Consider the following 12,979-nt stretch of genomic DNA (forward strand, 5'->3'; position numbering starts at 1 on the left):
ATGACGGTGTTCGTGGAACCCAGCGAGGCCCCACTCACACTTACGCAAACTCGAGGATCAGCGCGTCCACCGCGAGGGTCGCGCCGGCGCTGGCATGGACCTTCTTCACGGTACCGTCCTGCTCGGCGCGCAGCACGTTCTGCATCTTCATGGCTTCGACCACCGCCAGCGTCTCGCCGGCTTTGACCTCCTGCCCTTCCGTCACCGCGATCGAGACGATGAGTCCGGGCATCGGGCACAGCAGCTTCTTGCCGGTGTCGGAGGCCGTCGTCACCGGCATCAGCCGCGCCGAGGTTGCTTCCGCTTCGGTCCAGACATAGACCGGGACCTCGACGCCCTGATGCGCGAGCCGGATGCCGTTGGGAATCGGCCGCACCTGAACCGCGACCAAATGGCCGTCGATGGTGCCCTGCCAGACCGGATCGCCCGGCTTCCACGGCGAGGCCAGCAGATGCGAATTGCCGGCCTTGCCCTCGGCGTCGACGAAGCGCACCGCGATGGCGTCGCCCTCGCGAGCGACCTCGAGCTGGATCTCCTGACGGTCGAGCCAGACCGCGCGGCGGCGCTCGCGCTGCACGACGCGGCCGCCCATCTGCCCCGAGATCTGCCGCTTGCGCTCACCCAGCACGTGATCGATGGCGGCGCCGACCGCGGCGATGCGCCGGGCGACCTCGCCTTCAGGCACGCGCACCGCAAAGCCCTTGGGGAATTCCTCGGCGATGAAGCCGGTCGAGAGCCGTCCCTCGCGCCAGCGCGGATGGTGCATCAGCGCCGACAGGAACGGAATGTTGTGCCGGATGCCGTCGACGTAGAACGAGTCCAGCGCGGTCGCCTGGGCCTCGATCGCGGCCGCGCGCGACGGCGCATGCGTAACGAGCTTTGCGATCATCGGATCGTAATGGATCGAGATCTCGCCGCCCTCCTGCACGCCGGTGTCGTTGCGCACGGTGATGCCGTCCTTGCTCACTTCCGCCGGCGGCCGGTATTTCACCAGCCGCCCGATCGAGGGCAGGAAGTTGCGGAACGGGTCTTCGGCGTAGAGGCGCGATTCCACCGCCCAGCCGGTCAGCGTGACGTCCTTCTGCGCGAGCGCGAGCTTCTCGCCGGCGGCGACGCGGATCATCTGCTCGACGAGATCGATGCCGGTGACGAGCTCGGTGACGGGATGCTCGACCTGGAGGCGCGTGTTCATCTCCAGGAAGTAGAAGCTCTTGTCCTGGCCCGCGACGAACTCGACGGTGCCGGCGGAATCATAGTTCACGGCCATGGCCAGCGCGACCGCCTGCTCGCCCATCTTGCGGCGCGTGGCCTCGTCGAGCAACGGCGACGGCGCCTCCTCGATGACCTTCTGGTTGCGGCGCTGGATCGAGCACTCGCGTTCGCCGAGATAGATGACATTGCCGTGCTTGTCGCCCAGCACCTGGATCTCGATGTGGCGGGGATCGACGATGAACTTTTCGACGAAGACGCGGTCGTCGCCGAACGAGGCCTTGGCCTCGGCTTTGGCGAGGTTGAAACCTTCCGCGACCTCGGCGGTCGAATGCGCGATGCGCATGCCCTTGCCGCCGCCGCCGGCGGAAGCCTTGATCATCACGGGATAGCCGATCTCGTCGGCGATCTTGACCGCGTGCTTGTCGTCCTCGATCACGCCGAGATAGCCGGGCACGGTCGAGACCTTGGCCTTGGCGGCGGCCTTCTTCGACTCGATCTTGTCGCCCATCGCCGCGATCGCGCCCGGGTTCGGGCCGATGAAGACGATGCCGGCGGCTTCCAGCGCGCGCGGAAACGCCTCGCGCTCGGACAGGAAGCCGTAGCCGGGATGCACCGCCTCGGCGCCGGTCTTGCGGCACGCCTCGACGATCTTCTCGATCACCAAATAGCTCTCGGCGGCAGCCGGCGGACCGATCAGCACGGCCTCGTCGGCCATCTCGACATGGAGGGCGTCGCGGTCGGCCTCGGAATAGACCGCAACCGTCTCAATTCCCATGCGGCGCGCGGTCTTGATGACCCGGCAGGCGATTTCGCCGCGATTGGCGATCAGAATGCGTTTGAACATGCTTTTCTTGAATCTCGACCTTGGGCGGGACCCTTCCCTGGCCGTTGGGGCCTATGGGGGACGGGCCGTGTGGCTCCCGTGGTACATCAAAATCGGCAGGAGGCAACGGTCTAAATCCGTGCCATCTGGCGTACCACCGCAAGACCGAAATGGGCCCGGGAACGGGGCTGGCGGCGCCCCGGGGGCCCTACCCCTTCGTGGTCATGGAGGCCGATTTGGCCACGTCCCGAACCAGGCCGTGAATGAAGTCCAGCTTGGCGACCACGGCCTGCGACAGGATGAAGGGATAAAGGTCGCGCGCGCCCATGGCACGGTTGACGCTGTTCATGGCGAACGTGAAGGGCAGCCATGCGTCAATGAGCGCCTGGACGTCCCTGGCCTCGTAGGGATTGAACCGAATGCGCGCCGTCAACTCCCCGTCGCGGTCGATCTTGGGCCGCACCTCCATGCCGAACTCGCCGGCCATCTCCAGGGTGTCGACGATGTGGAGGTAGTGCGCCCAGGTCTCGGCGAAATCTTCCCAGGGATGCATGGTGGCGTAGGCCGAGACGTAGTTCTGCTGCCAGTCCGGCGGCGCGCCTTCGGCATAGTGGCGCTGCAGGGCCTCACCGTAATCAGTGGAATCGTCGCCGAATACCGCGCGGCATTCCTCGAGCTTGCCGCCGTCGCGGACCAGTACATCCCAAAAATAGTGCCCGACCTCATGGCGGAAATGTCCGAGCAGCGTTCGATAGGGCTCTCCCATCTCGAGCCTGCGCCGCTCGCGCTCGATCTCGTCGGTCTCGGTCAGCGCGATCGTGATCAGACCGTTGTCGTGGCCGGTGAGGACCTTCTCCCCGCTGTTGGGATCGTCGGCCAGGAAATGAAAGATCAGGCCATGCTCGGGATCCTCTTGCCGGGTCCGGAGCGGCAGCTTCCAGCGGATCAGGGAGTAGAACAGGCGGTGTTTCGCCACCTCCAGCTCGCGCCAGCCGGCAAGCTGGGCGGGATCGGACAGATCCGGCACGATGCCGTTGTGACGACAGGCGCGGCAATAACCGGTGGTATCGCCTGCGTCCGTCAGCCAGTTGCAGGCATCGTACTCGGCATTCCGGCACAGCATCCGGCTTTCGCCCTTGTCGGCCAAAATCTTCCAGGCCTCGCCGTCGGGCTCGATCGCCGACATCGTCTCCTTTTCCGGCAGGAAGGCGACCTGATGGCCGCATCGTTCGCAGGCACGGTTCTCGAAATAGAGAACGTTGCCGCAGGCCTGGCAGACAAAGAGCTTCAAGATCTATCCTCTTCGGAAACGGAGCCTTCATAAAGGCATTGGTGGCGCCTCGCGAAGACGCGCTTGCCGGCCGATCGTTCCAGTTTTCGGAACAAATTGCCGGACGCGGCGTTTCATTCTACGCATCGCCGCATGTTCAGTGGCGTCTTTCCATACCAATCCCTTTAAACAATGGCCATCGCGCTCCGTCTGTGTGAATATCGCTCCGGCACGTGCGCTTCCGCATGACAACGGCCGACGCCTTGAACGATCCCTTGCCCGAGACCCTCGCCGCCGAAAGGCTGCGCCAACACCTCGAAGACGTCGCCCGCGAGCGCGACAACGCCTATCGCGCGCTGCAGGAGCGCGAGGCCGAGCTGGCGCGCATCCAGCGCATCGGCAAGGTCGGCGGCGTCGAGGTCGATTTTCGCGAAGGCTTCAAGAACCGCCGCTCGCCCGAATACCTCATCATCCACGGCCTGCCGCCGGAGGCGGCCGAGGAATCGCACGAGGATTGGGTCAACCGCATCCATTCCGCCGACCGCGACGCCGCCGTCAGGCACTTCCTCGATGCCCTCGCCGACACCAGCGAAGACTACACCGCCGAGTACCGCATCGTCCGCCCCAAAGACGGCGAGACCCGCTGGATCCGGGTCGTCGCCAAGATCGAGCGCGACCAGGATGGCCGCGCCATCCGCCTCGTCGGCGCCCATATCGACATCACCGACCAGATGCTCGCGCGCGAGACCCTGCGCGAGAGCGAGGAGCGATTTCGGCTGATCGCCGACAGCGCGCCGGTGCCGATCTGGGTGACCAAGCTCGATCGCAAACGGTCCTTCGCCAACCAGGCCTATGTCGACTTCGTCGGCCTGCCCTACGACCAGGCCATCGACTTCGACTGGCGCAAGGTACTGCATCCCGACGACCTGCCGCACGTGCTGCAGCAATCCGTCCAGGGCGAAGCGTCGCTCAAGCCGTTCGTGCTGGAGGCGCGTTACAAGAACGCCGGCGGCGAATGGCGCTGGCTTCGCTCGGAATCGCAGCCGCGCTGGGACCCGACCGGCAAGCATATCGGCTTCATCGGCGTCGCCCACGACATCACCGTCGCCAAGCAGGCCGAGATCGAGCTGCGGCGGCTCAACGAGACGCTGGAAGAGCGCATCGCCGAGCGCACCGCCGAGCTCGAATCCAACGAGGCGCGGCTGCGCGCGATCCTGGAGACCAGCAACCAGTATCAGGGCCTGGTCAATCTCAGGGGCGAGCTGCTTTACGCCAACAAGACCGCACTCGACGGTATCGGGGCGAGCTCTTCGGATGTCATCGGAAAGCCGTTGTGGGAGACGCCGTGGTTCAGCGCGACGGAGGGCATGGGTGCGCTGGTGCGCGAGGCCTTCCACACCGTACTGAAGGGCGAAGCCGTGCGGCTGGAGATGCGCCTCCGCCTTCCCGGCGGCGAGCGCGATTTCGACTTCGGCATGCGTCCCGTGCTTGATCGCCACGGCAACATCACCGGCGCCGTGCCCGAAGCCGTCGACATCACCGAGCGCCGGCGCGGTGAGGAAGCACTGCGGCAGTCGCAGAAGATGGAGGCGATCGGCCAGCTCACCGGCGGCGTCGCGCACGACTTCAACAATCTCCTCACCATCATCCGCTCGGCCACCGATTTCCTGCGCCGCCGCGAGCTGCCCGAAGAGCGCCGCCGCCGCTATGTCGATGCCATCTCCGATACCGTCGAGCGCGCCTCGAAGCTGACCGCTCAGCTGCTGGCGTTCGCGCGCCGGCAGCCGCTGAAGCCCCAGATCTTCAACGTCGGCAGTCAGGTCGAAGGCGTCGTGCAGCTGGTCCGGCCGCTGGTCGGCGGGCGCATCGACATCGCGGTGGAAATCGACGATGCCGAATGCTTCACGGTGGCCGACATCGCCCAGTTCGAGACCGCGCTGATCAACCTCGCCATCAACGCCCGCGATGCCATGGACGGCGAAGGCCGCCTCGTCATCGCCGTGCGCAAGGTCTCCGGGATTCCGAGCCTGCGGGCGCAATCGGCGCGCGGCGGCGACTACGTCGCGATCTCCGTCACCGATACCGGCAGCGGCATCGCGCCGGAACATCTCGACGCGATCTTCGAGCCGTTCTTCACCACCAAGGAGGTCGGCAAGGGCACCGGCCTCGGCCTCAGCCAGGCGTTTGGTTTCGCCAAGCAGTCGGAGGGCGACGTCGCGGTGACGAGCACCCAGGGCAAGGGCGCGACCTTCACCATCTACCTGCCGCAGGCGCAAAGTCCCGCCGCCGAAAAACAGGCCACGGCACTCACCAGTGAGACCGCGACCACCGGGCGTGGCTATCGCGTGCTCGTGGTCGAGGACAATGACGATGTCGGCCAGTTCTCGACCGAGCTCCTGGAGGATCTCGGCTATGTCGTTCGCCGCGTCGCCAACGCCAACGCGGCGCTGGCGATCCTCGGCGAGAACGAATTCGCCGTCGATCTCGTGTTCTCCGACGTCATCATGCCCGGCATGAACGGCGTCGAGCTCGCCGGCATCATCCGCGAGCGCTATCCCGGCCTGCCCGTGGTGCTGACGTCCGGCTACAGCAACGTGCTCGCCGAGAATGCACATCGCGGTTTCGAATTGATCCAGAAGCCGTATTCGGTGGAATCGCTGTCGCGCATCCTGCGCAAGGCGATCACGGAGAAGCTGTCGGTGGCGCGGCCATGAGCGGCAGATTTTCAGCCATCCGCGTTCCCTAGCGCATGCGCTCGCTTCGCTCCCGGCTGCTCGCCCTGTGGATCATGTTGGTGGTGTCAGGCATGGCCACCGGCTATCTGCTGTTCGAATCCTATCAACAGACCGCCAATGCGCGGCTGGCGCGCTCCGAGGAATTGGCGGCGCGGGCCTGCCGCGAACTCGCCGATCGCTACCAATTCTTCGTCACGGGCTGGAGCGGCGGCGAAATCGACGATGAGCTGAAGCAGCAGCTTGCAGCGGTCGTTCAGAGCGCGCTGTCGGGTGCCGCCGGCGTCGAGGGCGGCATCTGGCAGGCAGATACGGGCTCCCTCGCCTACGCCTTTCCGACCTATGAAGGCACCGGACCGAAGACCGACCTGCCCGCGGCCGAGCTCAACACCATTCGCGACGTCAATGCCGAAGCGCAGCGATCCGGCGGGCCCTCCTCGATCCGACAAAGCGGCCGGTCACAAGTGCTGATCGTTCACGCCTGCCCGCTGCGCGGCCCGCTGACCGGCGTGACCGGATGGACCATGACGCGGGCATTCACGGCGGAAGGGCCGGCCTACAATCAGCTGCTGGCCGGCCTCCTGTTGCTCGCGCTCACGATCTTCGGCTCGGCCGCGTGGCTCGCGCGCCTGCTCTATGTCTGGTCGCTCAAAATCAACCAGATCGAGGCCGCCCTGGACGCCCCCCACGCCGGCACCATCGATCTGCCGACATTGCCGCGGACCGGGGCTCCGGAGCTCGACCGCCTGGTCGAGGCGCTCAACAGCACCGGCGAACGCCTGTCGGTGGAGCGCCGCCGCGCCGCCGCGGCCGAGCGGCTCGCTGCGCTCGGGCGCATGTCGGCCGGCCTGGCGCATGAAATCCGCAATCCCATCGCCGCGATGCGGCTCAAGGCAGAGAATGCGCTGGCGGTCGCCGACGGCTCGCGCAGCGAGGCGGCGCTGACCTCGATCCTGCAACAGGTCGATCGGCTCGATGTTCTCCTGCGCGACCTCCTGGAGATGACGCAGGCGCGCGAGCCCGGGCTCGCTGAGGTCGATCTCGAGACCTTCCTGGCGCGCACCGTCGAGACTCATCGCGACCTCGCCACGGCACGGGACATCGCCCTGACCGCGGGAACTGGACCCGCGTCTTCGCCGTTACCGCAATTCGATCCGCTGCAGATGCAGCGGGCCCTGGATAATTTGATCATCAACGCCATCCAGAATACGCCCGCGGGCGGCAAGATCAGCGTGGATGCGCGCCGGCGAGGCGATTTGTTGCTGCTTCAGGTGTCCGACACCGGTCCCGGCATTCCCGACGAATTGCGCGAGCGCCTGTTCGAGCCGTTCGTCACCGGGCGCGCCGACGGCACCGGTCTCGGGCTCGCCATCGTTCGCGAGATCGCGCGCAATCATCGCGGCCATGTCCGCCTGGTCCGCTCCGTCGGCGGCGCCGAATTCGAGATCGAGGTGCCATGGCGACCGTCCTGATCGTCGACGATGACCGCGCCCTGCGCGAGGGTCTCGCCGAGGCCCTCGCCGATCTCGGCCATGAACCCCGCCTCGCCGCGTCCGGCCGCGAAGGTCTGGCGGCACTAGACGACGACGTCGATGTGGTGCTGCTCGATTTGCGCATGCCGGGCGGCATGGACGGGATCGAGGTCCTGCGCCGCATCCGCGCGAGCGCGGGCTGCCCGCATGTCGTGGTGCTGACCGCGTTTGCAAGCGCCGCCAACACGATCGAGGCGATGCGGCTTGGCGCCTTCGATCACCTCAGCAAGCCGATCGGCCGCGCGGAGCTCAAGGCCCTGCTGGATCGCCTGCCCCGGCGCCTGCCGGCGATCGAAGCTCGGGAAGACGATGCCGGGGATGGCCTGATCGGATCGAGCGAGCCCATGCGCCGCGTGCAGAAGGCGATCGGTCTCGCCGCCGACAGCGACGCCAGCGTGCTGATCCGCGGCGAGACCGGCACCGGCAAGGAGCTGGTGGCGCGCGCGCTTCACATTCACGGCAAGCGCAAGGACGGTCCTTTCGTCGCGGTCAATTGCGCCGCAATTCCTGCCGACCTGCTGGAAAGCGAGCTGTTCGGCCACGTCAAGGGATCCTTCACCGGCGCGACTGCCGACCGCTCCGGCGCGTTCCGCGATGCCGCCAACGGCACGTTGTTCCTCGACGAGATCGGCGACATGCCGCTGCCGATGCAGGCCAAGATCCTCCGCGCCTTGCAGGAGCAAATGATCACGCCGGTCGGGGGCAAGCCCGTGCGCACCAATGCGCGCATCGTTGCCGCCACCCACCGCGATCTAGCCAGGCTCGCCGGGACCGGAGACTTCCGCGAGGATCTCTATTACCGGCTCGACGTGGTGCAGATCGCGCTCCCTCCGCTGCGCGATCGTGCGGCAGACATCGTGCCGCTCGCCCGGCACTTCCTCGCGCGCGCGGGCGCGAGCAACAGCCGTCACAAGCGGCTCAGCGAGGCCGCGATCGACAAATTGCAGCGCCATCCCTGGCCCGGCAACGTTCGCGAACTGCGCAACGCGATCGAGCGCGCCTGCATCATGACACGCGGCGACGTGATCGGAGCGGAAGACATCGACACCAGCGCCAATCCGGCAGCAGCAGTCCCCGTGCCGGACGATGCGGGCCTGCCCGCGGCGGTCGCCCAGCTCGAGAGGCAGATGATCGAGCGCGCGCTGGCGGCCTGCGCCGGCAACCGCACGGAGGCGGCGCGCCGTCTCAACATCAACCGCCAGCTGCTCTACACCAAGATGCAGCGCTACGGGCTTGCCGAGGCGTCAGAAAAGCTGACGGACCGTGTCGGCAAAGACGACGGCTAACTCCGCGAGCGCGGCAAAAACTCCTTTCGGATCAATCATTTTGCGACTGGCATATGGCTTGCTGAACCCTGTGTAAGCGACCAGGTCGCGATATCGACAGGAGTTGTTCCATGAAGACCACACGCATGCGCGCGCTGTTCTGGGTGTTGCTCGCCACCACGGCGATCGGCAGCGGGGCCGCCGCTTATTCGCAGGCCCGGGATCCCATATGGGATTCATCGCAGCTTCCGGAATCTCGCGGGACCGTGAAGCAGTACACGTTGACGCCGCGCGGCGACGTCGACGGACTCATTCTCACCGACGGCACCGAGGTGAAACTGCCGCCGCATCTCAGCGCCCAGACGGTGTTTGCGATCCGTCCCGGCGACCAGGTTTCGGTGCGCGGTCTGCGCGCCCGTGCCATTCCGCTGGTCGACGCGGCGTCGGTCACCAATGTCGCGACCGGCAAGAGCGTGGTCGACAACGGACCGCCGGACCGGCGCGGTGCCAATGACGACCAGACCATCAGCGGCCGCATCGCCCTGCAATTGCACGGCAAGCGCGGCGAGGTGAACGGCGTCGTGCTCGATGACGGCACCACGCTGCGTCTGCCGCCCCCCGAGGCCGAACGCATGCAGGACCAGCTCGCCCAGGGCCGAAGCATCTCGGTGCGCGGCGACGTCCTCGATACCGCGCTCGGCAAGGTCGTCGACGTGCGCGCGATCGGCGCTTCGCCGGAGCAGATGACCGAAGTGCGCAGCCCTCGCCCGCCCGGACCGAAGGACGGCCCGGATCGTCGCGGTCCCCCGCCGCCGCCACCCCCGGGTTTTGGTCCGCCGCCCCCGCCGCCGCGCGGCTGATCTCGGTTCACGTCAACAGGAAGAGCGACATCATGCATTGGATCGATCCCGATAGCCTGCCGGAGACCGCGGGCACCTTTGAGCGCTTCGTGCTCAATCCTCACGGCGAGGTCGACGGCTTCGTCATGAAGGACAAGAAAACACTCATCCTCGTCCATACGCCGCCGCATATGGACACGGAGATCACCCGCCATCTCAAGCAGGGTGAAAAGGTTCGCGTCCGCGTCGTGCGGCCGCGCGGCGCAGATCTGCTGGCTGCGGTCGCTGTCACCACCGCCGGCGGGCGCGAGATCGTGGACAACGGACCGGACCACGACCGCGAGCATCCCAAGGTGAAGCACATCCCGATGGCAGCGGACGGCACAATCGAGCTGTCGCTGTTCGGGCCCAAGGGCGAACTCCGCGGCGCATTGCTGTCTGATGGCACCGTGCTGCGGATCGGACCGAAGGAAGCCGAGCACATCGCAGCGCTGCTCGCCCCCGGTGCGACGGTCGCGGCCCGCGGCGACGGTCTTGTAACCAAGCATGGCCGCGTCATCCATGTCGACGAGATCGGCCCGGATGAGGACCGGCTGAAGCGGATCAAGAAGCCGAAACCAAAGGACAAGAAGCCGAAGCACGGCCACCCGCACGCCCACGCGGCCTGACCAGACGCTTCGCGAGGACGCCTGGCGAGGAAGGAGACATTGATGTCGGACAGGCACGAGACGGCACGAGCCGGCCGCGCACTCGATGCTGCCAATTTCTTCCTCGCCGACGTCCGCGACGGTCTCGGCCCCTACCTCGCCGTCTATCTGCTCACCGAGCAACATTGGGACGAGGCGCGTATCGGCCTCGTGATGTCGGTCGCGACGATCGCCGGCATCCTCGCCCAGACTCCGGCCGGCGCGCTGGTCGATGCGACCCGCGCGAAGCGGACGGTGATGGCGGTCGCCGCGATCATGGTGACGCTCGCCTCATTGTCGCTGCCCTTGTTTCCGAGCTTCCTGCCGGTCGCGATCTCGCAAGGGATCGCGCAGGCGGCCGGCGTCATCTTTCCGCCGGCGATCGCCGCCGTCTCGCTCGGCATCTTCGGACATCGCGCCTTCACCAGACGGATCGGCCGCAACGAGACGTTCAACCATGCCGGCAACGCCGTGGCGGCGGGCCTGGCCGGATTGTCGGCCTACTGGTTCGGACCGACGGTCGTGTTCTATTTGCTCGCCGGCATGGCCATCGCGAGCCTCGTCAGCATCCTGGCCATTCCCGAACGGGCGATCGACCACGATCTCGCGCGCGGGCTCGACGGGGCGAACGATGCCGAGCACCACGAACAGCCTTCCGGGCTCAAGGTGCTGCTGACCTGCCGCCCGCTGCTCGTCTTCGCCATCTGCGCGCTGCTGTTTCATCTCTCCAACGCTGCGATGCTGCCGCTGGTCGGGCAGAAGCTGGCATTGCAGGACAAGAACCTGGGCACCAGCCTGATGTCCGCCTGCATCGTCGCCGCCCAGCTCGTGATGGTCCCGTTCGCAATGCTGGTTGGCGCCAAGGCCGACACATGGGGACACAAACGCTTTTTCCTGGCCGCCTTGCTGATCCTGCCGATCCGCGGCGCGCTCTACACGCTCTCCGACAATCCGTTCTGGCTGGTCGGCGTGCAGCTCCTCGACGGCGTCGGTGCCGGCATCTTCGGCGCGATCTTTCCCGTCATCATCGCCGACCTCATGCGCAACACCGGCCGCTTCAACGTCGCGCAGGGCGCCGTCATCACGGCACAGAGCATCGGCGCTGCGCTGTCGACGACGCTGGCGGGCTTCGTCGTGGTCGGCGCGGGCTATAGCGTGGCGTTCATCACTCTCGGTGTTGTCGCCGCGATCGGCGCCGTCATCTGCCTTCTTGCGCTGCCCGAGACACGGCATGGCGGCCCACGCCCGCGGGGGGAGACAGCGCCGCCGTCATCCGCTATCGCTGCCGAATGAACTCATTTCACGTCAAGGACTGACCGTGCCGTCTGACGCCATCTGGGCCTGGAGCATCATCGTCGCCGCGACCGCCTGCGTCATCATCCGGCCGTTTCGCCTGCCGGAGGCGATCTGGGCCGTGATCGGTGCGGGCGCCCTGGTGCTGTCAGGCCTGCTGCCGTGGCAGGATGCGCTGTCAGGCATCGAAAAGGGCCTCGACGTCTATCTCTTCCTGATCGGCATGATGCTGATCGCCGAGCTGGCGCGGCTCGAGGGCCTGTTCGACTATCTCGCCGCGCTCGCGGTGGAATATGCGGCCGGTTCACCGCAGCGGCTGTTCCTGCTGATCTATATCGTCGGCACCCTCGTCACGGTGCTGCTCTCCAACGATGCCACCGCGATCGTGCTGACGCCGGCCGTCTACGCTGCGACCCGCGCGGCCGGCGCAAAACCGCTGCCCTATCTGTTCGTCTGCGCCTTCATCGCCAATGCCGCGAGCTTCGTGCTGCCGATCTCCAATCCCGCCAATCTCGTGGTGTTCGGCGCGCGCATGCCCGAGCTCACCGAATGGCTGCGCATGTTCGCCCTTCCCTCCGCGGCGTCGATCCTGCTGACCTACATCGTGTTGCGCCTGACCCAGCACCGCGCCCTGAAGGAGGAGACGATTGCGTCCAGCGTGCCGCATCCCAGGCTCAGCCGCGGCGGCAAGCTGACGGCGATCGGCATCGTCGCGATCGGTGTCGTGCTGGTGGCTGCGTCGGCGCTGGACAAGCAACTGGGCCTGCCGACCTTCATCTGCGGCGGCGTGACGGCCGCGATCGTGCTGCTGATCAGCCGCCAGTCGCCGCTACCCGTGCTGCGCGGCGTGTCCTGGAGCGTACTGCCGCTGGTCGGCGGACTGTTCGTGATGGTGGAAGCACTGGTCAAGACCGGCGTGATCGCGCAGCTCAGTGCGCTGCTGCATGAAGCGGTGGCGCAGTCGGTGCCGAAAGCGGCCTGGAGCGTCGGCATCGCGACCGCGATCGCCGACAACATCGCCAACAATTTGCCCGTCGGCCTCGTCGCCGGCTCGGTCGCAGCCAGCGACCATTTGCCCGCCCCGGTCGTCAGCGCCATCCTGATCGGTGTCGATCTCGGCCCCAATCTGTCGGTGACAGGCTCGCTTGCCACGATCCTCTGGCTGGTCGCACTGCGCAGGGAGAAGATCGAGGTCGGCGCCTGGCCGTTCCTCAAGCTCGGCCTGCTGGTGACGCCGCCGGCCCTGATTGCCGCGTTGGCGGCGGCGGTCAGATAATCGTTGGATCTTTGCGGCGCATCAATGCCGTCGCCAATGCAGGAGCTATCC

9 protein-coding genes are annotated in these 12,979 nt (G+C 66.7%); 7 read left to right on the top strand and 2 right to left on the bottom strand.

Annotated elements, in window-relative coordinates; translation table 11 throughout:
• Window positions 1-40: 40 nt before the first annotated feature.
• Both CIT40_RS20100 and CIT40_RS20105 read right to left on the bottom strand, forming a co-directional pair.
• Complete coding sequence (locus tag CIT40_RS20100) at window positions 41-2,056, bottom strand: acetyl-CoA carboxylase biotin carboxylase subunit (RefSeq protein ID WP_094891982.1); 2,016 nt, start codon at window positions 2,054-2,056, stop codon at window positions 41-43.
• A gap of 187 nt (window positions 2,057-2,243) precedes the next feature.
• A complete protein-coding gene (locus tag CIT40_RS20105; protein ID WP_094891983.1) occupies window positions 2,244-3,326 on the bottom strand; it encodes a zinc-binding metallopeptidase family protein in 1,083 nt (360 codons plus the stop codon).
• Between the two features lie 212 nt (window positions 3,327-3,538).
• On the opposite strand from CIT40_RS20105, the gene CIT40_RS20110 reads away from it, so the two are divergent.
• The 7 genes from CIT40_RS20110 to CIT40_RS20140 all read left to right on the top strand — a co-directional run bounded on the left by CIT40_RS20110 (window position 3,539) and on the right by CIT40_RS20140 (window position 12,928).
• Window positions 3,539-6,019, top strand: coding sequence for a hybrid sensor histidine kinase/response regulator (locus CIT40_RS20110; protein ID WP_094891984.1), 2,481 nt, complete (start codon window positions 3,539-3,541; stop codon window positions 6,017-6,019).
• A 35-nt stretch (window positions 6,020-6,054) separates the two neighbouring features.
• Window positions 6,055-7,509, top strand: coding sequence for a sensor histidine kinase (locus CIT40_RS20115; protein ID WP_094891985.1), 1,455 nt, complete (start codon window positions 6,055-6,057; stop codon window positions 7,507-7,509).
• A complete protein-coding gene (locus tag CIT40_RS20120) occupies window positions 7,494-8,855 on the top strand; it encodes a sigma-54-dependent transcriptional regulator (protein ID WP_094891986.1) in 1,362 nt (453 codons plus the stop codon). The genes CIT40_RS20115 and CIT40_RS20120 overlap by 16 nt, the downstream gene beginning before the upstream one ends.
• A 110-nt stretch (window positions 8,856-8,965) precedes the next feature.
• On the top strand, window positions 8,966-9,694 hold the full coding sequence (locus CIT40_RS20125) for a hypothetical protein (protein ID WP_094891987.1): 729 nt from the start codon (window positions 8,966-8,968) through the stop codon (window positions 9,692-9,694).
• Window positions 9,695-9,726: 32 nt separating this feature from the next.
• A complete protein-coding gene (locus CIT40_RS20130) occupies window positions 9,727-10,341 on the top strand; it encodes a hypothetical protein (RefSeq protein WP_094891988.1) in 615 nt (204 codons plus the stop codon).
• Window positions 10,342-10,383: 42 nt separating this feature from the next.
• Window positions 10,384-11,652: an MFS transporter gene (locus CIT40_RS20135; protein ID WP_094891989.1), complete on the top strand. Its 1,269-nt coding sequence runs from the start codon at window positions 10,384-10,386 to the stop codon at window positions 11,650-11,652.
• A 25-nt stretch (window positions 11,653-11,677) separates the two neighbouring features.
• Window positions 11,678-12,928, top strand: a complete 1,251-nt coding sequence (locus CIT40_RS20140) for an arsenic transporter (protein WP_162307581.1) — start codon at window positions 11,678-11,680, stop codon at window positions 12,926-12,928.
• Window positions 12,929-12,979 lie beyond the last annotated feature (51 nt).

It is taken from the genome of Bradyrhizobium amphicarpaeae (genome assembly GCF_002266435.3).
In the GTDB taxonomy this organism is placed as follows: Bacteria; Pseudomonadota; Alphaproteobacteria; order Rhizobiales; family Xanthobacteraceae; genus Bradyrhizobium; species Bradyrhizobium amphicarpaeae.